Source organism: Mesotoga sp. Brook.08.YT.4.2.5.2., assembly GCF_003351125.1.
GTDB lineage: Bacteria > Thermotogota > Thermotogae > Petrotogales > Kosmotogaceae > Mesotoga.
The window spans coordinates 89,311-112,547 of record NZ_JPGZ01000030.1 but is presented as its reverse complement, the minus strand read 5'-3'; the positions used below and the strand labels follow the sequence as shown (position 1 = coordinate 112,547).

General features: G+C 45.8%; 22 protein-coding genes. 20 read left to right on the top strand and 2 right to left on the bottom strand.

Annotated elements, in window-relative coordinates; translation table 11 throughout:
• Positions 1 to 197: 197 nt before the first annotated feature.
• The 6 genes from Q502_RS07490 (at position 198) to Q502_RS07470 (ending at position 5,549) form a co-directional block, all read left to right on the top strand.
• Positions 198 to 1,538 carry a TldD/PmbA family protein gene (locus Q502_RS07490; RefSeq protein WP_099828670.1) on the top strand — a complete coding sequence of 447 codons (1,341 nt, stop codon included), beginning with the start codon at positions 198 to 200 and terminating at the stop codon, positions 1,536 to 1,538.
• 12 nt (positions 1,539 to 1,550) lie between these two features.
• Positions 1,551 to 2,786 carry a metallopeptidase TldD-related protein gene (locus Q502_RS07485; protein ID WP_099828669.1) on the top strand — a complete coding sequence of 412 codons (1,236 nt, stop codon included), beginning with the start codon at positions 1,551 to 1,553 and terminating at the stop codon, positions 2,784 to 2,786.
• A gap of 33 nt (positions 2,787 to 2,819) precedes the next feature.
• Positions 2,820 to 3,206, top strand: coding sequence for a Gfo/Idh/MocA family protein (locus tag Q502_RS14665; RefSeq protein WP_243392198.1), 387 nt, complete (start codon positions 2,820 to 2,822; stop codon positions 3,204 to 3,206).
• Positions 3,169 to 3,831, top strand: coding sequence for a Gfo/Idh/MocA family protein (locus Q502_RS07480; RefSeq protein ID WP_243392197.1), 663 nt, complete (start codon positions 3,169 to 3,171; stop codon positions 3,829 to 3,831). Before Q502_RS14665 ends, Q502_RS07480 begins: the two co-directional genes overlap by 38 nt.
• 10 nt (positions 3,832 to 3,841) lie before the next feature.
• Positions 3,842 to 4,807: a Gfo/Idh/MocA family protein gene (locus Q502_RS07475; protein WP_258394193.1), complete on the top strand. Its 966-nt coding sequence runs from the start codon at positions 3,842 to 3,844 to the stop codon at positions 4,805 to 4,807.
• Between the two features lie 79 nt (positions 4,808 to 4,886).
• A complete protein-coding gene (locus Q502_RS07470; protein ID WP_099828667.1) occupies positions 4,887 to 5,549 on the top strand; it encodes a class I SAM-dependent methyltransferase in 663 nt (220 codons plus the stop codon).
• Positions 5,550 to 6,294: 745 nt separating this feature from the next.
• Here Q502_RS07470 and Q502_RS07465 read toward each other — a convergent pair.
• Complete coding sequence (locus Q502_RS07465; RefSeq protein ID WP_099828666.1) at positions 6,295 to 7,299, bottom strand: SIS domain-containing protein; 1,005 nt, start codon at positions 7,297 to 7,299, stop codon at positions 6,295 to 6,297.
• Positions 7,300 to 7,436: 137 nt separating this feature from the next.
• Between Q502_RS07465 and Q502_RS07460 the strand changes: the two genes are divergently transcribed.
• The 12 genes from Q502_RS07460 to Q502_RS07405 all read left to right on the top strand — a co-directional run bounded on the left by Q502_RS07460 (position 7,437) and on the right by Q502_RS07405 (position 19,572).
• A complete protein-coding gene (locus Q502_RS07460) occupies positions 7,437 to 8,246 on the top strand; it encodes an alpha/beta fold hydrolase (RefSeq protein WP_099828665.1) in 810 nt (269 codons plus the stop codon).
• Positions 8,247 to 8,418: 172 nt separating this feature from the next.
• Positions 8,419 to 9,441, top strand: coding sequence for a 3-oxoacyl-ACP synthase (locus Q502_RS07455; protein ID WP_099828736.1), 1,023 nt, complete (start codon positions 8,419 to 8,421; stop codon positions 9,439 to 9,441).
• 11 nt (positions 9,442 to 9,452) lie between these two features.
• The gene (fabG, locus tag Q502_RS07450) at positions 9,453 to 10,199 is read left to right on the top strand and encodes a 3-oxoacyl-[acyl-carrier-protein] reductase (RefSeq protein ID WP_099828664.1); all 747 of its coding nucleotides are present in this window, start codon (positions 9,453 to 9,455) and stop codon (positions 10,197 to 10,199) included.
• Positions 10,196 to 11,374, top strand: coding sequence for a TetR/AcrR family transcriptional regulator (locus Q502_RS07445; protein ID WP_099828663.1), 1,179 nt, complete (start codon positions 10,196 to 10,198; stop codon positions 11,372 to 11,374). Before fabG ends, Q502_RS07445 begins: the two co-directional genes overlap by 4 nt.
• Positions 11,371 to 12,669, top strand: a complete 1,299-nt coding sequence (locus tag Q502_RS07440) for an acetyl-CoA hydrolase/transferase family protein (RefSeq protein ID WP_099828662.1) — start codon at positions 11,371 to 11,373, stop codon at positions 12,667 to 12,669. The genes Q502_RS07445 and Q502_RS07440 overlap by 4 nt, the downstream gene beginning before the upstream one ends.
• A 10-nt stretch (positions 12,670 to 12,679) precedes the next feature.
• Positions 12,680 to 13,879, top strand: coding sequence for an acetyl-CoA C-acetyltransferase (locus Q502_RS07435; RefSeq protein ID WP_099828661.1), 1,200 nt, complete (start codon positions 12,680 to 12,682; stop codon positions 13,877 to 13,879).
• A gap of 100 nt (positions 13,880 to 13,979) precedes the next feature.
• The gene (locus Q502_RS07430; RefSeq protein ID WP_099828660.1) at positions 13,980 to 15,215 is read left to right on the top strand and encodes an ABC transporter substrate-binding protein; all 1,236 of its coding nucleotides are present in this window, start codon (positions 13,980 to 13,982) and stop codon (positions 15,213 to 15,215) included.
• Between the two features lie 70 nt (positions 15,216 to 15,285).
• On the top strand, positions 15,286 to 16,215 hold the full coding sequence (locus Q502_RS07425; RefSeq protein WP_099828659.1) for a branched-chain amino acid ABC transporter permease: 930 nt from the start codon (positions 15,286 to 15,288) through the stop codon (positions 16,213 to 16,215).
• A complete protein-coding gene (locus Q502_RS07420; protein ID WP_099828658.1) occupies positions 16,212 to 17,150 on the top strand; it encodes a branched-chain amino acid ABC transporter permease in 939 nt (312 codons plus the stop codon). The genes Q502_RS07425 and Q502_RS07420 overlap by 4 nt, the downstream gene beginning before the upstream one ends.
• A 1-nt stretch (position 17,151) precedes the next feature.
• Complete coding sequence (locus tag Q502_RS07415) at positions 17,152 to 17,868, top strand: ABC transporter ATP-binding protein (RefSeq protein ID WP_165775319.1); 717 nt, start codon at positions 17,152 to 17,154, stop codon at positions 17,866 to 17,868.
• A complete protein-coding gene (locus tag Q502_RS07410; protein WP_099828656.1) occupies positions 17,868 to 18,572 on the top strand; it encodes an ABC transporter ATP-binding protein in 705 nt (234 codons plus the stop codon). The genes Q502_RS07415 and Q502_RS07410 overlap by 1 nt, the downstream gene beginning before the upstream one ends.
• Before the next feature lie 34 nt (positions 18,573 to 18,606).
• Entirely contained in the window at positions 18,607 to 19,572 is a 966-nt protein-coding gene (locus Q502_RS07405) for an alpha/beta fold hydrolase (RefSeq protein ID WP_258001835.1), read from the top strand.
• A gap of 183 nt (positions 19,573 to 19,755) precedes the next feature.
• Here the strand turns inward: Q502_RS07405 and Q502_RS14660 are convergent, their stop codons facing one another.
• Complete coding sequence (locus Q502_RS14660) at positions 19,756 to 19,860, bottom strand: ArsR family transcriptional regulator (protein ID WP_243392196.1); 105 nt, start codon at positions 19,858 to 19,860, stop codon at positions 19,756 to 19,758.
• 705 nt (positions 19,861 to 20,565) lie between these two features.
• Here Q502_RS14660 and Q502_RS07395 point away from each other — a divergent pair.
• Both Q502_RS07395 and xylB read left to right on the top strand, forming a co-directional pair.
• Positions 20,566 to 21,738 (top strand): ROK family transcriptional regulator, encoded by a 1,173-nt coding sequence (locus Q502_RS07395; protein ID WP_243392206.1) that lies wholly within the window; start codon positions 20,566 to 20,568, stop codon positions 21,736 to 21,738.
• Between the two features lie 12 nt (positions 21,739 to 21,750).
• Complete coding sequence (gene xylB, locus Q502_RS07390; protein ID WP_099828654.1) at positions 21,751 to 23,226, top strand: xylulokinase; 1,476 nt, start codon at positions 21,751 to 21,753, stop codon at positions 23,224 to 23,226.
• The last annotated feature ends 11 nt before the right edge of the window (positions 23,227 to 23,237 follow it).

Sequence of the window (23,237 nt, the reverse complement as noted above, 5' to 3'; positions counted from 1 at the left end):
AACCGGGATCAGCGAACTATCACTGTAATAGTAAACCGCCTCATGAAATGCTTGACGACAGCTTTCTAGCTTTGTTTTCCGGTCAAGCCGGTGAGAATCTGTGAGAGACGCTTATTTGGCGCTAAGCCGAGAGCAATTGACTTGTTTCTATTGACATCGTTATATACTCTTACTGAAATAGTCGCTGGAGGTGAGATATGTTTGATTTTCCCGAATATGTTTACTCTGATGTTAGGGTAGAGGAAGTCTCGAATAGCAATATAGTTGTTACTCTAGGAAGAACGGATAACATGAAGGAACAGAAATACGTTGCGGCTTTCATCAGGATTTTCGATGGAGAGAGGTGGTATTTCAGTTCTACTACGGACCTGAACTCTGTTCAAGGTGAGATCTACAGGCTAGCAGATCTTGCTAAAAAGAATCCCTCTATCGAAGCGAACCAGATAGTTCAGAAGTTTCAGGTAAACAAGGGTTCGTTTTTGAGATTCGAGAAATCATCGGATATCTCAACTATACCTCTTAAGGAGAAGCACGATATTCTTTCTACCTATTTTCCCATAGTCGAAGAAAGTGGTCTCGTGAGATTTTGGAGGGGCCAATACATAGACCAGAGAGTTGTCAAGAGCTTCTTCTCAAGCAAGGGAGCAGATTTGAAATTCGATTATCAAAGGGTGGGCTTCAGAATGCTCTATCAAATGGCCGATGGAGAAGAGCAGCTTATGGACAGATTCGACCTTGCCGGTAACGAGTTAGAATCGATCAAAGAACTTGCCGAGGACGTCAGGAAGTCAGTTGAAGCTTCTGAATACTTCATAAGAAACGCAAAGTCTGTGATCCCTGGAAGATATCCGGTGGTTCTTTCTCCAGAGGCGGCAGGTGTGTTTGCGCATGAGAGTTTTGGTCATAAGAGTGAATCAGACTTCATGCTCGGAGACGAGACGATGATGAAAGAGTGGAAAATAGGCAGAAAGGTTGGCAGCGAAATCCTTTCAATAGTAGATGATGGAAATAAACCTGGAGTAGGTAACGTTGTTTTCGATGACGAGGGAACAAAAGCTGAAGAAACTTACTTGATAAAAAACGGTTGTCTTTCAGGGAGGCTTCATAGTGCCGAGACTGCTGCCGCTCTAGACGAGGAGTTGACGGGAAACGCCAGGGCCGTGAGCTTTGAGTTCGAACCTGTGGTTAGAATGACGACTACCTACATCCTGCCGGGAAGGCTCTCCTTTGATGAATTACTTTCAGGTATCAAAGAAGGACTCTATGTCGATTCACTAAACCATGGTTCAGGAATGTCTACATTCACTCTCGCTCCCTGCAGAGCTTATATGATCAGAGATGGAAAGATCGCTGAGCCTGTGAAGATTTCTGTTGTGACGGGAAGTGTTTTCCAGACTCTTAACGAAATAGAGGGACTAACCGAGGAATTCAAGCTTCTGTCATTTGCGCTTGGAGGATGTGGAAAGATGGAACAGTACCCTCTTCCCGTTGGATTCGGCGGACCGTACGTGCGTGTACGTTCGTTGAATGCTCACTAGGAGGTGCTGACTATGACTAAAGAGAGACTTGTCGTTCATTATACAGAGAGTGCTGTGAAGATAGTTCAAACTCGGGTTACTTCAGTAAGAAAGAAAGACATTCTTCGAACTTCAATTCGTCTTTACGATGGTAAGTCAATGGGTGTTGCCGGTGCTTTTGGAAATTGCGATGAGCGAGAGCTCATAAAAAAAGCAAGAGAATCTCTCGAGCTTGGAATTCCTTATGCTTGCGAACCTTGCAAAGAACTAAAGAGAGAAGAACAGCACGAATCAGATCTTCAGAACGAGGCGGAGCTTCTGGAAGCTGCAGAAGATATCCTTGAGAGACTGAGAAGAGATCAGCCACAATTCAGTTTCAGTCATTTATTCAAGTCGGCTAAGGTAGAGTCTTTTCTGGAGAATGATCTCGGTCTTGATCTGAGATCGTCTCGAGAATCTCTCAGCATGGAACTAGTCATAAAGGACAAACAGTCATCTAACATTATCGATGCAATGACAGGATACGAAGGAAGAGAGTTCCGAAAGGATTCGTTTGTAGGACTGACTAATATGATTTGTGATGCATACAAGAACCAGCTCCACGACATAGAAGAAGGAGTATATCCGGTAGCTTTCATGTCGGGCGACATGACGTATTACAAGAAACTCTATGAGTCTTTGAATGGGATGCTGTTTGGTTCTGGCGGATCCCTTTTGTCAGGGAAAGTCGGTGAGAAGATCTTTTCCGATAGAGTCACTCTCTTGCAGACGCGTAACGTCGATGATGGTTTCTTCGAACCGTTTTTTGATCTAGAAGGGACTGTAAATCAGTTGGATAGATTTGCTCTTATTGAGAGCGGAGTGCTAAAGTCGCCATATACGGATAAGAAAACGGCTACAACTTTTAATCTACCTCATACTGGTTCTGCAGGTGGAGAGTACGATGGTTTGCCGGAGCTGGGGATACCGAAGCTTAAATTCGCTGAATCACAGGAAACTGCAAAACAGCTTCTCAAAGGTGAGAAGGCTATCTTCATTCTTATTGCCAGTGGAGGAGACTTCACACAGGACGGGCGCTTTGCAACCCCGGTTCAACTTGCCTTCCTGTTTGATGGAGAGAGGTTTGTCGGAAGGCTCCCCGAGCTGAGTTTGAGTTCTCATATGTATGATATGTTTGGCAAGGACTTTCGCGGGGTCTCAAACGACGATTTTCTGGGAGCGGAGAATTCGAAGATGACGATAATAGATATGAAGGTGAGCAAACTGTAGCGTTTTTCTTCCCAATAGTACTGGAGGTGTGATGTGCGCCCGACAGCAATAGTTGGAGCCGGAATGATGGGAAACGTTCATGCTCGGTCATATAGAACGATAGATGAAACGAGTCCCTTATCGATAGTCGATCCAGTTGGAAGCAGAGCGAAGGTTATCTCCGACAAATATCGAGCAATCGCTGCAAGTTTTGATGAAACCCTTGCAGATGACGAAATAGAAATAGTTGATATCTGCACGCCGACTTTCACCCACAGAGATCTTGTAGTCAGAGCTCTCGAGGCGGGCAAGCATGTCTTCTGTGAAAAGCCGGTAGCACTGAAGATTGAAGACGCCGTGGCAATGGACAAGGCGGCCAAAAAAAAGCGGCAGAGTATTTATGGTGGGCCACGTCGTACGCTTCTTTCCGCAGTATGTTAAGGTTAGAGAACTCGCTTCCTCAGGTGACGTTGGCGAAATCGTAATGGCTAGACTTTACAGAGGAGGATCCTTTCCCTCGCACGGTATAGATAACTGGTTTGCAGATATCACCAAAAGCGGCGGGGTCTTCATCGATCTCTCCATACACGATTTTGATTTTCTTAGAAAACTGCTTGGCCCGGTGAGAACCGTCGAAGCGAGGTCCGTAGAACTGAGCTCGACAGTGAAAAAGCCTTCTTTCGATCACGGCATGGCGATTCTGAGGTTCGAGTCCGGCGCACTGGCCCACATCGAAGGCAGCTGGGCCGAACCGGCCGACATGCCGGTTGGATTTGGAACATCTTACGAATTCATCGGCACTAAGGGAATGATCACGAACAGCTACGAGAGAGAAACTACGCTTCGCCTTCAAACCTCAATCGACGGCAAGCCCCTATACTCTCAAGAGAATCCGATCTTGAATGATCCATATACCGAGGAGCTGAAATCGTTCATACTATCGATAGAGGAAGGCAAAGAAGTCCCGGTGAGCTGTGAAGAGGCTACAGAATCGTTGAGAGTTGCACTGGCAGCCAACCTGTCGGCGAGACTGTTGAGACCGGTAGAACTCTCGGAGGTGTCGTGAGACGACGAGAATTTCGATTCTTGGAATAGCTCACATGCATGGCTACAGCTACGTAAAAGCGTTAAAGGGGAAAAGAGATGTTGAGATTGTTGGGATATATGACCACGACAGGTCAAGGATGGCAAGAGCGAGCACTACTCTTGAGGTTAAATCGTACGACCACCCCGAAGAGCTTGTAGCTGCAAGTGACGGAGTAATAGTTGCAAGCGAGAACTCAACTCACAGAGAGTTCGTGGAAATCGCTGCACGATGTGGAAAACATGTATTGTGCGAAAAGCCGATTGCCACATCTGTTGAAGATGCCGAGGCTATGATAGACATTTGTCATATAAATAACGTTAGGCTTCAGATGGCTTTTCCGGTGAGATATAGTGCCTCCGTAAGAAAGGCCAAAGAGTTGATCAAGAATGGTCTTTTGGGTGAAATCGTCAGCCTTGTTGGAACTAACCACGGGAGAATGCCTGGAGGCTGGTTCGTAGATCCCGAACTTAGCGGTGGCGGCGCTGTCATGGACCACACCGTTCACGTTGTTGACACCGTAAGATGGCTCCTCGACTGCGAGTTCAAACAGGTTTACGCCGTATATGACACCCTGATTCACGATACACGTGTCGAAGACTGCGGACTGGAGATGTTCAGACTTTCAACGGGCCAGTACATGACGCTTGACTGCAGCTGGTCGAGACCGAGAATCCATCCTTACTGGGGTGATGTGACTATACACATTGTGGGAACCAGAGGTACTCTCTTTCTGGATATCTTCAACTCTAAGATTGAAGTAAGTTCCAGCGAGAAAGGAAATCGCTGGGAAAACTACGGAGATGATCTCGATCTGCTTTTGACGAGAGAGTTTCTTGAAGTGATTCATTCTGGGAAGGAACCTTTTACTAATGGAGAAGACGGGTTGAGAGCTCTTGAAGTGGTCTCTGCTGCCTACAGGAGCTTTCGGGAAGGAAGGGAGATCGAGATTGTTTGATTCGATCTTCTTTTTTCGCCTTGCTTATTCATAAGGCGTATAATCTAGGTGATATGATAACAGTCATGAGGTGAGTTGTTTGGAGCAGCAGTATGACCGTAGAAAACTTGAACAGGAGTTTGACAGCCTTCCCGAAGCTTCGCCTATAGCAGATATCGACCCATTCAAGGGAGACATAATCGCAATGGTGGGAGCTCTTGCTCTTGATTTTCTTGAGCTTGGAGCGGATGACGTTCTGCTAGATATTGGAACCGGGCGAGGGAGGTGGGCCGTGGCAGCCAGTCCGTACTGCAAAAAAGTAATAGGTATAGACATAAGTAAAAGGATGCTCGAAGACGCAAGAATGAACGTTGCAAGCGCGGGAGCAGAGAACGTAGAGTTCTTTAGAGGATCTTTTGAGGACCCGTGTGAAGAGACTGATATTTCGCAAAAGAATGTGAACAAGATAGTCGCTATATACTCTCTTCACCATCTTACTGATTCTATGAAGGCCGAGGCAATCTCAAAGCTTTCAGCGATGCTTAAACGTCCTGGGCGGATTGTTGTCGGCGACATCATGTGGTTCGATGATCCTGGCAAGTACAGGGACGATTGGGATGAAGTCTATTTTGATGACAGCGAGACAGATCATCCGGCGAGCATCTCGTTCATGCGAGAGATCTTTGAAAAATCTGGTGCAGAAGAAATCGAGATTCTTCAAATTCATCCGTTGGTGGGGTTGATATGCGCCTCCTTTTCCTAGCGGTATCTTCAAGATAAGTATATTCTGAAAGTCTTAAAAAGCCTTGAACCGCGAAGCTTTTATGAAAACTGGAGCTTCGCTTTTTTGTGCCAAGTCGAAGAATTCATGCATAAGAGAAGTCTTGATCAATGAATCCGATTTAGGTGGTATCTTATACCCGGATTCTTACCTCATCGCTGCCCACATCATCATCTTTGGAGTTCAGTCACCTTATTCCTGAGTTCCTGAACTAGTAATCGTTATCAATAGACCTGATGTCGCATTTCTGCGCTATTGATTATAAGTCCCCGCAGAGCTTGAGAGACCGCTTGCGGCTCAAAGACCCGCTTGTCAATAAACGCTGCACGCTGAGCGCTGCGAAAAGCCAAGAAGCAAAAATAGAGACTGACCGGTTTCTGTGGTCTATACCATTCTTCGCCTCTTTTGTTCTGTCATTCTGCAGTGATACTATACAGGATCTGCTTTCTCTCCTTGCTTATGGCATCTCGAATATGGTTTTTCTCGAAACGAGCTCTCGGTGTTGGTCCCTCTTAGTCTTGCACTCGTTCCTTCAGAGACACCCTCCGCCAATGCGTAGTCCTCCCTCAAGGGAGGACTTAGGATCTCAGGATCATCAAGAGCCAAATACAGCATGTATTGTCGAGGGCGAAGGAGCATGATATGATTTCTCACTTACTCCCTAACCTATGGGTAGTGATGAGGACATCGTACGGGTGGAAACTTCTGCAACAAGTACTCTATATTTCTATTCCTTCGTCGTTACTTTCGTTCCGTAGACTCCTGCCCCAGGATCGAAACCCCGGTTTCTCGCTATCTCTTCAACGGACTTCTGAAGAACATTCATCATCGGAATTGGGGCAAGCACTTCGTCTAGACCTTCGGAAACATATATGGACTCTACACTCTCTTTCTTTAAATTCGTTAGCGTTATTAGGTCACACTTGTCTGAAATATCTCTGTGTAGCTCCTGCATCAGGTTTTGGGTTACACCTTCCGGATTCATAGTGAGTACAACCGGTCTGTCAATCAACAGATCAACAGGGCCATGCCTGAAGGCTGCTCCTGCGTAGAAAATCAAGCTAATCTTAGCGACTTCGGCAAACATAAGTCTTGCCATGCTGCCAACTCCGATGCCGTATCCTCTTGCGACAAGAATCTTCTCCCTCTTCTCAGAAAGAAGAGTGGCGAGCCAAGACAAATCAAGAGAAATCGCCTCTTCTATTCTTGAAGGCAGTTCAGAGAAATTCAACGATCTTCCCGTCTTTGAAGCAGCAATCAACAACATTAAGACTACGCTGTTTACGAAAGTCTTGGTAGCACCCATAGATCTTTCATTTCCGGCCTCGAGGAGGAAAACCCTTTCACCTGGAAAAAAATTAGCGGCACTGCTCTGTTCATTGTTCGTGATCAATACCATCACTGGAAGTAGTTCCGTGTTATCTTCAATGAACCTCAGCAGCTCAGCGCTTTCACCAGACTGACTGATCAGGAAGATGGTGGAATACAGTTTGAGGAGCTCCCTGGATGAGTAAGATATAAGTTCGGACATTTCAAGACTTGCGGCGTCTACCCCTGATGATTTTAGAAAGGAAGCTGCCGTCTCCGCCGCATGGAGTGAAGCTCCCATCCCTGTAAAAAGTACCCTCTCGAAATTAAGACTCTTCGCCTTCTTCGAGATAATGTCAGAAGAGGAAAGGAGTCTTCTAACGGCATCTGGTTGCTCTAGCATATCCTGCATGAATTTCGACATGTTTATCATCCTTTCATTGTGGGAATTCTCGATCCTAAAGGACTTGATAATAGCTCACCATTAAGAGTTTATCATCACGGAAGAGTGTTTTGACTAATCGGTGGTATTGGTGCCATAATTAGTGCGGAGGTGAAGCTATGTCGTTACTCACAACAAAAGATGGTACCCGGATATATTACGAAGAACATGGAGATGAGAACAGACCATCGCTTGTCATTCTTAACGGGATAATGATGTCCACGCATTCATGGGCAACTTTTCTGACAGATTTCTCCAAGCATTTCAGACTGATACTCATGGATTTCAGGGATCAGGGACGATCCGAAAGGAAGCAGTCACAATACCATATCTCTGTTCACGTGAATGATCTTGTCGATCTACTTGACTTTCTGAATATCTCTAAAGGAAATATAGTAGGTCTCTCTTATGGTGGACAGGTGGCGGAGATGTTTGCAATAAAGTATCCAGAAAGGGTCAAATCATTGGTCCTCGCGAACACCCCTGCAAGAATCACACCTTACCTTGCTGAGTTGGGCGAAGCGTGGAAGGAAGCCGCAATGCTATACGATGGGGAGAGGTTCTTCAAACTTGCAATTCCGTTTATATACTCCGACTTGTTCTATAACAGAAACCTGAACTGGCTGAAAGAAAGGCAGAAGACCTTTAAGTCAACTCTCAATCGGGAATGGTTTGAAGGTTTCATTAGGCTTGTCTCTTCAAATCCTGATTTCAACGTGCTGGATGAGCTTCACAAGATTGAGTGTCCAACGTTACTTCTTGGTGCTGATAAAGACATTATTACTCCAATTGAAGAGATAGAGATGATTCACGAAAACGTAAAAGGCTCCGAGTTTTTGGTTATTAAAGATGCGGGTCACGGAGCTTTCCTCGAAAAGTCAGGAGAATTCATTACGGCTGTAATAGGCTTTGTTCTAAAGAATTGTTAGTAAACAAGACAATGTAGAAGTTATTCATCTTACTTCGACAATAATCCTCGTTAAACGGCTCAAATCGAACTTAGAATCTCAAAGGGTTTAGTGTATTCTAAAAGTGAGAGATGATTCATCTTTCATTTATGAGAGATGAATCACGCCACGCAAAGTGTGAGGGGTGATCTTGGTGAGTTCAGTTCCGGTAATTGGCATAGCGGGAATCGGGACATACATACCCGACAGTTACATGACGCCCGACCAGATAGCTGAGGCGACTGGAATTCCTCGAGACGTGATAGAACTGAAGTTCGGGGTGAAGAGGAGATTGCTTCCAGGACCAGAAGACACAACGAGCAGCATGGGAATAAGAGCCGCAAAGAAAGCTCTCGAAAACTCCGGTACTCATCCCAAAGATGTCGATTTGATAATCTGGAATGGAGCTCAACACAAGGATTATCCTTGCTGGTTGGCCGGATTAAAGGTGGCCGACGAGATTGGGGCAACAAATGCCTGGTCGTTCGATATGGAAGCCATGTGCGGCTCGATGATGGCTGGCATGGATATCGCAAAGAGTATGATGATAGCGCGAGACGACGTGGAAACAGTGCTCCTTGTAAGCGGCTATAGGAATGTTGATCTGATGAATCTCTCCGAGCCCTCTACTTCTTTTATGCTGGATGTTGGAGCAAGCGGAGCGGCAGTAGTCATGAAGAAAGGGTATAACGAAAATGTCGTTCTCTCTTCCGCATTCAAAGGTGACGGCTCCTTTTCCGAACTTTGTGTCGTCCCGGTAGGCGGAACAAAAAAATGGCCGATGAGCAGAGAAGATGTGTCGGAATACCATTTTCGTGTCCAGGGAGACACGGCAGAATTCAAGAAGCGCCTTGGAGAGACGACAATGCCCAACTTCTATTGGGTTATCAGAGAGTCTCTAAGAAAGAGCGGTTATTCAGAAAGAGACATTGACTATCTGGCGATATTGCATTTCAAGAGATCAGCCCATTTTGCTGTTCTTGAGGAACTCGGACTCAAAGAAGAACAGAGCACATACCTCGATGACTATGGCCATCTTGGACAAAATGATCAAATTCTCTCAATTGAATTGGGTTTGAGAGAAGGAAAGATCAAAGACGGTGATGTGATCGTTATGGTCGGCGCCGGATTAGGCTTCGTCTGGGCCGCAACAACCGTAAAATGGGGCAAAGTTTAGGAGGCGCAAAGGTGAGAATGGAAGGTAAGGTTGTCATCATTACTGGTGGCGCAAGAGGTATTGGTAAAGCAGCAGTTGAGAGATTCACGAGAGAAGGGGCGATAGTCTATGCCTGCGATATGGATATTGAAGGTCTTGAAGGCTTGAAGAATGAATTCGCTGAGCTCCCGGGAAAGGTAATACCAAAGAAGCTGAATGTGACGGATAGAAAGGCAATAGCTGATTTGGTCAACGAAATCAAGAGTGAGTATGGTCACATTGATGGGCTTGTTAACAACGCCGGAATCACTAGGGATGCACTGATCCAGAGAATGACGGAAGAAGATTGGGATCTAGTTATCGACGTGAATCTGAAGGGTGTATTTAACATGACACAGGCCATTGCGCCTGTGATGCTTGATCAAGGTTATGGTGCAATTGTCAACACCTCTTCAGTTGTCGGAGTGTTTGGAAATATCGGTCAGTCAAACTACTCCGCCTCCAAAGGAGGAGTAATAGCCATGACAAAGACATGGGCAAAAGAGCTTTCTCGAAAAGGAGCCAAGATCAGAGTTAATGCTGTCGCTCCAGGTTTCATTAAGACTCCAATGACTGAGAAAATGCCCGAGAAGATAATGACAGCGCTCGAAGAGAGGATACCGTTGAAGAGAATGGGTCTTCCCGAGGAGATTGCAAATGTGTACTTCTTCCTGATTTCTGACGAAGCAAGTTACTTAACCGGTCAGGTTATCGGTGTCGACGGGGGACTCGTGATTTGAAGATCTCTCGAAGTGAGAGAACAAGATTACAGATAAAGCAGGCGGCTGAAGAGCTGTTCAGTCGTCTTGGTTTTGAGATGACGTCTGTTGCCAATATATGTAGGACCTGCGGATTGTCTAATGGAGCCTTTTACAGACATTACGCAGGAAAAGAACAGGTGTTTAAGGAAATTGTGCAGGACATTAAGGCTGAATTCGAGGCCGCAACAACCTCGATAACCGGTCGTGATTCCAGAGAAAGACTCTTCAATCTGTATAGAACTGTCTTCAATATTCTTTGGGGATCGAGGAAGAAATTTATCGCATTCCACGAAGCCGAGTATAGATTTCCCGATGTTGAGAGTTCGGTCGACAAGATCTATAAGGATTCTCTTCTTTCAACTGTCTCTATAGGCAAGTCCACACTTTCAATGCCCGAGTTGTGGTTTCTTGTTGGTAGTTCGAGATTTACTGCTATCTACTGGATTATCTACAACGGAACAAGGGTTCCTGATTCCACTGTAGAGTCGTTGGTTGATTTTACTCTGGGTGGATTTGTTAAATCTGAGCAATTTGACAGAGAAGCACTTGATTTCACTTTTGACAGAACAAAGGCAAGCGGAGGTACCAAGGCGAAAGAAGTCATTCTTCTTGCTGCGGAAAGGCTTATGGGCGAGAAAGGGTATTTCGAGACTTCGATTTACGATATCACGAGTAGGGCAGGTTACGGTCAAGGTACATTCTACTTGCATTTCGAAAGCAAAGAGAAACTCCTTCAGGAGCTTGTTTATCAGGCAAACAGGAATCTCAGGAGAACAATGAGAGACGCCGTTTCCGGCGTTGAAGGAAGACTAAACAGAGAGATCAGGTCTTACAAGGCGTTTCTTCTGTTCATGGATGTTCACAAGGAGCTCTACAACATCGTGAGAGAGTCGGAATTTGTGCAGCCGGAGACAGGCCGCTTCTACTATGAAAGACTCCTCACATCATACATAAGTTCGCTTGAAGAGGCCAGGTTCAAGAATGAGATTAGACAGATTGACTCGCGAGATCTTGGAGTCTTCTTGATGGGGATCGGACATTTCATGGGTCTGGATCTTCTCTTTAGGAATGAAAAGGAATACGAGAAATGGGACGAGCATCTGATAGAACTTGCTTCGCTAATGGCAAAAGGGTACGGAGGTGCTTTTAGTTGAATTGGAAGGATGAATATAAGAAGAAGAGAATTAGCATAGAAGAAGGCCTCAGGAACGTAAGATCTGGTACAAAAATCGTGACCAGCATGGCCGCTATGGAAGCTCGGGGTCTTCTTGAAAATCTCCACAGGGTTGATGGTGTCGAAAACGTAGCCGTAGCAACTTGTTTGAACATTGGCGAGTACCCCTTCTTTGTTAACAGAGAGTACGAAGGAAGATTCCTTAATGAATCATGGTTCCACTCGACGGGTGCTAGGAAGGCAGTTAGCAACGGACTGAGGACTGTAACCTACATTCCGAATAATCTACATACTGCTGGCGTGGAACGTATTATGGCCAACAAACCCGACATATTCTGGGGAGTCGCATCTCCCATGGACAAGAATGGTTACATGACAGTTTCCCTTTCTACCGTTTACGAGAGGGACATGGTTGAGAACGCGAAAATGGTGATCCTGGAAGTAAACGACAGGGCTCCAAGAACCCATGGGGACACACATGTTCACATAAGTGAAGTTGACTATGTGATAGAGAACAGTTTTGATATTCCTGAGCTTCCCGATACCGAACCCTCGGAGACGGAGATGCGAATTGGCGAGCATATATCGTCATTAGTTGTAGATGGCGCCACTCTGCAGATCGGAATCGGCGGTATTCCAAATGCCGTTGCCAAGTTGATGGAAGACAAGCATGAACTTGGAATACATACCGAAATGTTCACGGAGTCCATGATTCATCTCTTCGAAAAGGGAGCGATAACGAATTCGAGAAAGAGTCTCTGGAAAGGAAAGTTCATTGCTACTTTCGCCCTTGGAACGAAGAGAATGTACTCCTTTGTGGAAGACAATCCTGGGGTTCTTTTGCTTAGAGGGAGCTATGTGAACGATCCATACGTCGTTGCGCAAAACGATAACATGGTATCCATAAATACTGCCATATCCGTTGATCTAACAGGACAGGTGTGTTCGGAAGCAATCGGAACAAGGCACTATAGTGGCACAGGAGGACAGCTTGATACTCACAGAGGGGCCTCTATGGCGAAGAACGGAAAGGGGATAATTGCTCTGAGGTCCACCGCCAAGAAGGGAACCGTTTCCACAATCGTTCCTCTTCTCCCTCTGGGTTCTCCGGTAACTGTGCCTAGGCAGGATACTGATTATGTTGTCACTGAGTTTGGAATCGCGAGGTTGAAGGGTCTAAATGTCTTCCAGAGAGTAGAGTCTTTGCTTAACATCTCTCATCCCGATTTTAGATCTGAGTTAAGAAAACAGGCCAGCGAGGTTGGATTGATTTAGGAGGTTTTTGATGAAGAAGGTCTTCATAGTTGGTGCAAAGAGAACAGCAATAGGTACTTTCGGAGGGGCTTTGAAAGATGTTCCGGCGGTCGAGCTTGGTGTTACTGCATCAAAGGCTGCGATAGAACAATCAGAGGTAGACCCCAAGAACATCGAAGAAACCATAATGGGTTGCATATTGACTGCCAATCAAGGTATGGGACCGGGAAGGCAGGTCTCAATCGGAGCAGGCGTACCTATCGAGAGTCCCGGATATCTAGTGAACATGCTATGCGGATCCGGAATGAAATCGACGATGATCGGGGCCCAGGATATCCTTACGGGCGAAGCCGATCTGGTCTTGACAGGTGGTATGGAGAATATGTCTATAGCCCCTTACATGCTGGACAAGGCAAGGTTTGGTTACAGGATGGGCAGCGGCTCCATAACGGATCACATGATAAGAGATGGGCTAACGGATGTTTTTAACGATTATCACATGGGCGTTACTGCGGAAAATCTCGCAGCAAAATACAGCATAAGCAGACAGGAGCAAGACGAATTTGCACTTGAAAGCCAGAAGAGGGCAAAAGAAGCAATCTCCGCAGGAAAGTTCAAGGATGAAATCATTCCCGTTGTCATAAAGCATAGAAAGGGAGACATTGTATTTGATACCGATGAGCATCCTAGAGATACAAGCATGGAGATTTTGGCGAAGCTGAGACCTGCATTCAAGAAGGATGGTTCAGTAACGGCAGGGAATTCATCGGGAATCAATGACGGTGCAAGTGCAACCGTCCTGGCAAGTGAAGAAGCAGTAACGAAGTACGGGCTTAAACCGATTGCAGAGATAGTCTCATTTGCTCAGGCGGGAGTCGATCCAGCATATATGGGATACGGTCCTGTTCCAGCCGTTGAAAAGGCTCTCAATAAAGCTGCGATGACCATCAAGGATGTAGGGCTTATCGAGCTCAATGAGGCTTTCGCTTCTCAGGCGCTTTCCGTGATTAGAGGACTTATGGAGATCTACGGAGTCACAAAGGAATGGCTGATTGAAAGAACCAATGTTAATGGAGGTGCAATTGCTCTTGGTCATCCCATTGGAGCCTCAGGGAACAGAATCATCGTTACGCTCGTCCACGAAATGGAGAAGAGAGATCTCGAATTCGGGCTTGCTTCCCTTTGCATCGGCGGAGGAATGGGAACCGCAGTAGTTGTCAGGAGAGTCTAATTTCTGAATCACAGGTAATGCCGCTTTTTGGGAAAGAGTTTTCTTGTTCCAACGTTCTTTTGAAATCATCTGGAGTACAACCTACGTAGGAGGTGGGAAAGTGAAAAAGGTATTTTTGGTTCTACTTATGGCTGCTGTAACTTCACTAATCGTTTTTGCAGCTACTCCGATCAAGATCGGTGCTGTTCTTCCCTTGGGTGACATCACCGGAGATCAGGCTGCAAAGGCAATGAGACTTGCAGTAAGTGAAATCAACGCAGAAGGCGGTTTACTAGGACGACCTCTGGAGTTGATAGTAATTGATGACGAAATGACACCGGAGAAGGGTGCGGCAGCGATCTCCAGGCTTGCTACCGTTGATAGAGTGGACTTTTTTGTCGGTGGTATGAGCACTGGAGTTCACTTCGCGCAGATTCCTGTTATGAAGAGCTTTCAGAAGGTCACAATCTGGATAGGTGCTGCCGGTTCACAATGTGAGGTTGCAGTCGGTCCGGACGCAGACTGGTATTTCCATCTGCATCCATGGGATTATCAGCAGGGAGCCAGCTACGGCCAGGGTTGGACGGATCTAGCCGAAGCCTATCCTGATATTGAGATCAACAAAGTCTTCCTGGCGTATGAAGAAGGAGCTTTCGGCACCGGTTCTCATGAAGCATATTTGGTCCTTCAGGCACTGGCTGCAGAAGGCCAGGGAGCTTGGGCAGAAGTCATGAGCGACTACATGGGAGTTTCGTTCAAGAGTGCTGCACTTGGCGGAGGAGATTACCGAGCGATGCTTCAGCAGGCGAAGAAATATGACCCGGATCTTTTCGTTTGGGCGGGTTATGACGCGGATGCTCTTCCAATGCTCCAGCAGGCAAAGGAAGTCGGGTTCTCACCAAAGTTCTTTGTTGGAGCACCTCCAGGATGGCCGGCACATTTCGGCGACTCTCCCCTGGCAGAAGGAGTTACCCTATACGGAATGTGGGCTCCAACGATCAACAGAATCAGCCCCGTAGCCGAGCACTTCTGGAATGCCTACATTGAGATGTTCAAGGAAGAGCCGGCAACTTACTTTGCTCCTCTCGGTTACACGAACATTTACTTCCTTGCAGAAGGAATCAAGGCTGCTGGTACTATTGAGAAGTCTGCACTTATCAAGGCCCTAGAGCAGGTGGAATATGCGTCTCCAATCGGTGATGTCTTGAAGATTGCGCCAAGTAACGTCATAAAGCACCAGGGCTTCACTGCTCAGAAGATACTTCAGTGGCAGGGTGGCGAACAGCACGTAATATGGCCTCTAGAGTTAAAGACAGCTGAACCTGAATATCCATTCCCTTCCTGGGATGGGAGATAGTCTGATTTAGGTCGGGCAGCAATGCCCGACCTTATTATCTGAAAAAGTTGCTACCAGGGTGGTGAAAGACTTGGAAAAGATCTCTTTCTTGAGAAAGCATAGAGGCATTTTGATACTTGTCGCGATACTTGTGGTTGTCGCGATCTGGAGGCCGCTAGCCGCGATTTATGGCGTTCAGAGAGGTAGTCTTTATGCACTGATAGGGCTTCCTCTGGCTCTAACTCTCGGAGTAGTCGGAATAATGAACCTTGCCCACGGCGATTTGCTATCGCTGGGAACTTATATTGTTTATCTATTTGCAGTCAATACCGGTATGGATCCTCTTGTTTCGATAATCCCCGTGTTTTTCCTGCTATTCATTCTAGGAGTTGTTATCTATAAGCTTACGGTAACCAGGGTTCTTAAAGCAGGACACCTTAACCAGCTGCTTCTCACTTTCGGGATATCGATGATAGTTCTGGAACTCATGAAGGTTATCTGGACTACCCGGCCAAGAAGCGTCTATGTTGACTATTCTTCGTCCTCAACGACGATTGCCGGCGTTAGATTCGGTACTTACGAGTTGCTTTACGTTGTGTTAGCGTTTGCAGTGCTAATCGCTCTTCAACTCTTTCTAAAAAAGACAAGATTAGGGCAGGCTACCTTTGCAGTCGGTCAGAATCCTCGCGGAGCAAAGATTGTAGGGATAAACACCGATTTCGTCTATCTCTTTGTTTTTGGTTTATCGGTCGCCATACTTGGTATTGCAGCAGGGGTAATGGTGCCGAGATTTGCAATCTTTCCCTCTGTGGGCGCGGCATTCACTATGAAATCATTCAGTCTAGTTGCAATGGCAGGTCTCGGTAACCTAACCGGGATTCTGATAAGTGGTATTGTTCTAGGAGTGGGAGAGGCAATCGTTCAATCGATTCCCGGATATGCCGGTTGGTCTGACATCGTGTTCTTTGGAGTACTGATAGCAGTTATCATGATTAGATCCTTAAGGAGGCAATCACTATGAAGATTATTAAACCGATTCTCCTTCTGATTGTTCTCGCAGCGGCTGTGATGCTGCCACTGCTCACGGAAGCATACTTCATAAGTGTTGCCATAACGATACTTACGTTCATGACTCTTGCATTAAGCTGGGACATGATGTTACGAACGGGTCAATTGTCATTTGGCACAGCAGGCTTCTTTGGTCTGGGAGGATACGCAGGAATCATCGCTGCAGCTGATCTTGGAGTAGATCCTATCACAGGAATCATAATCGGTGGACTTGTCGCCGGAGTTGTATCGCTGGTTCTGGGTATGGCAATCCTCAGACTTAGAGGTCTTTACTTCGCTATTACTACAATGGCTCTAGCGAGCGTTTTTATGGTCATCATCAGGAACCTTCACAAGATCTCGGGTGGTCCGAGCGGTAAAGTCGTTTTGAGCACCCTCTTCAACTACGATTCGAACAAGGTCTACTGGTTTATGCTGGGTGTTGCCTTGATTACAATAGTAATTTCAGAAGTATTCCAAAGAACCAGAATACACTTCGCCATTGACTCTATCAGGGCGGATGAGACCGTTGCTAAATCTCACGGAGTGAACATATACAAGTATTTGATATTCGTCTTTGTTGTAACTTCGATGATTCAGGGTGTGGTCGGCGCGACATACGCTCTGCAGTATGGCTTCGTTTTCCCCGAGAGCAGCTTTTCGGCTCATTATCTTCTCTTGCCGATAGCGATGGCCCTGGTTGGGGGAATCTACTCAACAATAGGTTCAGTAATTGGAGCGATAATTCTTGGGCTATCCTCTGAGTATCTTAAACTGATCATGCCGTACGGCCACCTGATAATCTACGGTGTGATTATTGTTGTGGTAGTCCTCTTCTTACCCAACGGTGTATATGGCGCAATCAAAGATGTTCTTGGTTTCAGAAAACGCCGTCTGGAGGAACGATAACATGAGTATACTCAAAGTTGAAAAAGTAACTAAGCGCTTTGGCGGGCTTGTAGCTGTAGATGATGTCACAATGGAGATTCGGCAGGGCGAGATTCTAGGGCTAATAGGTCCCAATGGCGCAGGAAAGACAACGCTTACAAATGTGATATCGGGACTACATACTGTGAGTGAAGGCAGAATATTCTTTGATGGTACGGATATTACTTTTCTGCCTACTCACAAGAGATGCCATTTGGGTATAGCCAGAACTTTCCAGATTGCGCGCCCCCTTAAGAATCTCACCGTAGCTGAAAATGTTATGGTTGGTGGGCTGTTCGGAAACGGAGAAAAGCTAAAGGATAGTCGAAAGAGCGCAATTAAGCTTTGCGAAACGATCGGTCTTGCTAAACCTAACGAAGTCCTTGATAAGATAACTGTCTTGGATATCAAGAAGATCGAAATCGCCAGAGCTATGGCAACAAAGCCAAAGCTTCTTTTTCTAGACGAGGTTATGTCGGGTTTGAATATGGATGAAACCAGAGAGATGATAGACACTGTAAGAAAGATTAGAGATACAGGTGTGACAATCTGCATAATAGAGCACGTCATGAGTGTAATTAGAGAGATTACTGAGAGAGTTATTGTGCTAGACAGAGGAGCAATTATCGCTGAAGGTCCATATAGTGAGGTTTCACAGCAACACAACGTGATCACCGCTTATTTGGGGGAGGATGCCTGATGCTTGAAGTCAAGAACGTAAACGTCTCATACGGGAGAATTCAGGTTGTAACGGACTTCTCTTTTTCCGTTGGAGAAGAAGCCGTTGGACTTTTCGGCCCCAATGGAGCGGGAAAGACCACCCTGATAAACTCAATCATTGGTTTGGTTAAACCTACGAGCGGAGAAATACTGTTTGAAGGGGAATCTCTCATCCCGTACGAAACCCATACGATAATAAGAAAAGGTATATCTGTAGTGCCTCAGGACGGTGAGCTCTTTCCTATTATGAACGTTCTCGAGAACCTGAAGATTGGAGCTGCCTACATCAAGGAGGCGAGAGATAGAATTGAAGAGAGGCTTGATTTTGTATTCAAGATCTTTCCGATTCTTAAGGAACGCGCTTATCAGCTGGCGGGAACTATGAGCGGAGGTCAGCAGAGAATGCTTGCAGTGGGCCGTGCTCTGATGGCGGTTCCTAGACTTCTGATTCTAGATGAGCCTTCAGTGGGACTCCAACCTTCTCTGGTTTCAGAGCTCTTTGAGAAACTCTTAGCCATAAAATCTGAAGGAGTCTCTATGATTCTCTCTGAGCAAAACGTTAGGCAGGGTCTGAAAGTAATCGACCGGGGTTACGTCATAGAGAACGGAACTCTTGCAATCGAGAGTACTGCGGAAGACCTTATGCATAATGAATATGTCAAGCGCTCTTATCTTGGTTTGTAGGGTAGACTAAGAGGCTTCTTAGAAGTGATTTGAAATGCGAGAGAAGCAGTTGGCAGTGGTTCTGATGACCTACCTGGTCTTCATGACAATCGGTTTTGAGAGAAATGCTTTTGCGCTGGAAGTTGGTGAAAGTGCTTCGATTGTGTTCAAAGATGTTAATACGAAAGATAATGATCGAGAAACCAACTTGCTAGACGGGAGGGAGTTATTCATGAAGAGGCAGATTGCTAAGAAGTACGTTAAAGTTGTCGACAAGAAGATCTTCTATCTTGAAACCGTGGATTCTGAAGGAATTCCAGTGGTCTTTGTCCATGGAAACTTCGCCTCGAGCAAATGGTTCGAGCCTTCTCTAGAGATTCTTCCGCGGAGATTCAAAGGTTATGCAATTGACTTGCCGAATTTCGGAAGGTCGGATAGGCTTGAAGAAGTAAGTATTGAAGATTACGCGAACTATGTTATTGATTTCATACTTGAGATGAAAGTTGACCGAGTAGTATTAGTCGGTCACTCTTTAGGTGGAGCGGTTGCTCAGAGCGTGGTTGTGAAGAGACCCGATCTGATCGACCGGGTTGTTCTTGTCGATCCGGCTCCGCCTGACGGACTTACTACACCTGAAGAGGCCTATCCATATCTTGAGATGTATAAGGGCAACAGAGACCTCCTGAAGAAGGCTCTTGTTGGGGTTATGCCGACAAGAGCGGAGGACGAGTTTCTAGAGGCTCTGGTTGAAGAGGCGCTCCTGATGGACGGAAGGTGTTTTGTCGAAAATGCCAGGGCTCTTGACAGATACGATTTTACTCAAGAGCTAAAAGGGACCGAAGTTCCCTTTCTGATCATCGTGGGAAAGCTAGATCAGATAATCTCAGAAGAGATGGCGAGGAGATTTGAAAGAGTCATTAAGAATGTGCAAGTAAAGGTCCTTGAAGAGTATGGACACAGTATTATCGTTGAGAACACGGAGCTGTTCATGGACTTGTTCATTGATTTCGTTGGTAAATGATTCTCTTTCAAATGATTACGGGGCCTCTGGCCCCGTTTGTTTGGAGTGAAAGTTCATAATCGATATTCATTCGGTCTTTTCCTTGAGTAGTCTGTCTAGTCTATCGCTGGCCAATCTCTTAATTTCGTCGGCCCTAACGGTGTATTTCACATGTTCACCATCATAGACACTCTCCAAAAGCCTTCACTTCTTCAGTTTTTCGAGGTGGTTGCTTAGATCTCCGGCGGAGATCTTCAGTTTCTTTGCAAGCCTAACTGGACGATGTGGCTCTCTGCTCAGTTCTCTCAAAATAGCAAGTCTCTCCTTGCTGGCAAGTGCGTCAGAAAAATCTATACACTCCAACGCTCGTCTTTTTCTCTGAATGGTACTTCTATTCTGTCATAGCCAAGAATGAAAAGATACCTGTCTTTATTGATCATCAAACTTGCCTGGTCGAGACCAAGAAAAGGAGAGACACTTAGTTCTAGAGTAGTGACTGTTTCAAGAACATCAAAAGACTGACAACATTTTGACTCTCAAGGTATGATGTCCCATCCTCTTCAACATGTCTTTCGAGCAATCTCAGATATTTACGGTTAGATTTCCTTACATCATCCCTGATCTTAATGAAAACATTTTCAGGAACCATTCAAATAGATATAAGATGTTATATTCTGCAGCAAACAAATAAGAGATCCTCTTTTGTCTGAGACGGGTTTTCAAGCAGTTCAAAGAGATTTGCTTTCTGAACAGATGGTTTTTTTCTGTGTCTTCATTCTTTCCCTCTGTTAGAATTGTCATGCAATAAGGTTGAATTGTTCTCAAACAGTGAAATAAGAACTATCAGAGGATACCAACAGTGAAACTCTTTCTTTTTTTTGCGGCAATAAATAAATTAGGAAAAGACAAGTTAAGAGTGATATTCCTTAACAACCGCCTGTAAATGCTCCTGTTGAGATTTATTCTAATCTGTATTAGGTAGTAAGCTAGAGTAGAAAGGGGGATTTCGCCTTGGTGGGAAAGAAGCTGGATTCAGAAAACATTGGAAGATCTAATAGAAAGCTGATTCTTCATTTGTTGAGGAAGAGTCCTGTCACAACTAGACGAGACCTTGCAACTGCATCGGGTCTGAACCCCAGTACCATAACAAAAATAATAAAGGACTTTTTGTCTGTTGGGCTCTGTGAAGAAGTAAGTGCGGAAGAGACCGGTCGTATTGGAAGAAAGGCCATCGTTCTTCGCCTCAACAGAAAGGCCTTCATGTCTATTGTAATAGATATTGGCGTCGAAGAGACTACAGTAGGTAAAGGATTCTTCGATGGGTCTGTTTCGGTCATGAGCAAATTCAGAACACCTCCCGATTTCTATGAGTTCATGAAAATCCTTGCCGAGAAGGCTTCGGTAATTTCCAAAAATATCCCTAAGTATAGATTTCTCGGTTACTCCGTATCAGTCCCTGGAATTGTCGATGTTGAGAACTCAAGAATAGTATACGTTCCTCATCTGAACTGGAAGGATCTTGTGCTCAAAGAAAGGCTATCCAGACGCTACCCTGTATTTCTTGACAATGAAGCAAATCTCTCTTTGATTGCAGAGAAGTGGAATAACCCCGCTCTTGCAAATGCAGGAGATATCGTTTTTGTATATGTGTCAGAGGGAATCGGTTGCGGGATAATGTTCGACGGGCAGATTTATAGAGGCCGGGACTACTCTGCGGGCGAATTGGGGCACATGACGGTTCAGACAGATGGGAAGCAATGTTATTGTGGAAACTTTGGTTGCTGGGAGACTATAGCTTCTACCGAAGCAATAGTTGGTCGGGCAGAAGAGATGGGATTTGCTCTGAGAGGAAGTAGTAACAACGAGAAGTATCTAGGTGTGTTGAGTTCGTCAGATCCAGAATATAAGTACCTTCTTGAGGAGGTTGAAAGAAGCCTGGGTGTAGGGATAATCAACATAGTTAATTCACTTGATCCCGAAGTTGTCGTTTTGGGCGGCGTCGCGTCAATGCTTCCCGAAAGATCTTTGCGCAACCTTGTTGATCTGGTCAATTCAAGGGTTCTATACGCCACCGGACAGAACATAAGAGTCATAAGAAGCGTACTTCACGAAAAGGGTAGAGCAAGTTCTAAGATGATTGGGGCGGCTCTTCACATAATTGATAAGAAGACCATCGATTTTGTTTAAAGGAGTACGACTATGAGCATTTTCTTAGGAATAGACATAGGAACAAACTCTGTGAAGGGAATAGCGGTCGACGAAAACGGGAGGATTATCGCTTCTTCCACGGAGGAGATCTCAATGGAGACGCCGAGGCCGGGCTGGGCTCAACAGAACCCCGAGATCTGGTGGAATGCAGCCGAAGTCGTCTTAAAGGATCTAGTTCAAAGCAACAGAGTTATTCCCGATGCGATATCAATCAGCGGACAGATGCATTCATTTGTCGCATTAGATGAAGATGGAGACGTTGTGTATCCGGCGATTCTCTGGTGTGATCAGAGAACTGAAAGACAGTGTGAAACAATTACCGAGTTGTATGGCGGGGAGAAAAAGATCGTTGAGAGATTTGGAAATCCTGTGTTGACAGGGTTCACGCTTCCCAAGATCCTCTGGCTTGCAGAAAACGAGCCCGATAAGTTCAGGAAGATACGTAAGTGGATGTTGCCAAAGGACTACATAGTCTTCAAACTCACGGAAAGATCTGTGACTGATTTCTCAGATGCTTCCGGTACTTCTATGCTCGATCTTGAAGGCGGCTTCGACAGAAGTATTATGAAGATCGTAGGTATTGAGGAGTCAGCAAGTCCGGAGTTGATCGAATCGGCCAAGATAGCGGGAACGGTAACAAGCGCTTCGCTTCCTGAGCTGAGAAACGTTCCCGTTGTAGTAGGTGGTGCCGACAACGCGGCATCGGCTTACGGATGCGGTGTCGAGAATCCGGGTGACGCAATGGTCAGTATCGGTACCTCTGGAACTGTTGTTGCACTGACTAGGAAGGGAAGACCCGACCCCAAAGGTGCGGTTCATCTCTTCCGGCATGTTACCGGCAATGACTTCTATCATATGGCCGTGATCTTGTCCGCGACAAACTCCTTAAACTGGTTCAAAGAGAGGTTTGGTGCGGGCCTCTCTTTCGATGCTTTGGAGAATCTAGTAAAAAATGCGCCAGCGGGTTCGAACGGAGTTGTGTTTCTTCCATACCTGAACGGCGATCGGACTCCTCATCGTGATCCGAATGCAAGAGGTACCATATTCGGCTTGTCATCCTTCCACAGCAAGGGGGATATTTTCAGAAGCATCTACGAGGGTGTGGTTTATGCCTTGAGAGAAGGGGCTGAGCTGATTGAGGGCCTAGGGTCAGACATGAATGATGTGAGAATCGTCGGGGGAGGTTCGAGAAGCGATACTTGGTGCCAGATAGTGGCAGATAACCTTGGGAAGACGATTTGGCTTCCCGAAGTCGATGAAGGTCCCGCGTACGGTTCTGCTCGCCTTGCTTCTAAGGCATTGGGTCTGGATTCTTCATCGTGGATAAAGATGAAGAGAGAATACAGACCAAACGAAAACGCGAAGAGTGTATACGACAGGGTATTCAGGATATACAAGGATCTATATATTAGCATGAAAGAACGTTTCGGAGAGATTAGCCGCTTGCAGCAGGAAATTGTCAACTGAAAGGAGGGACT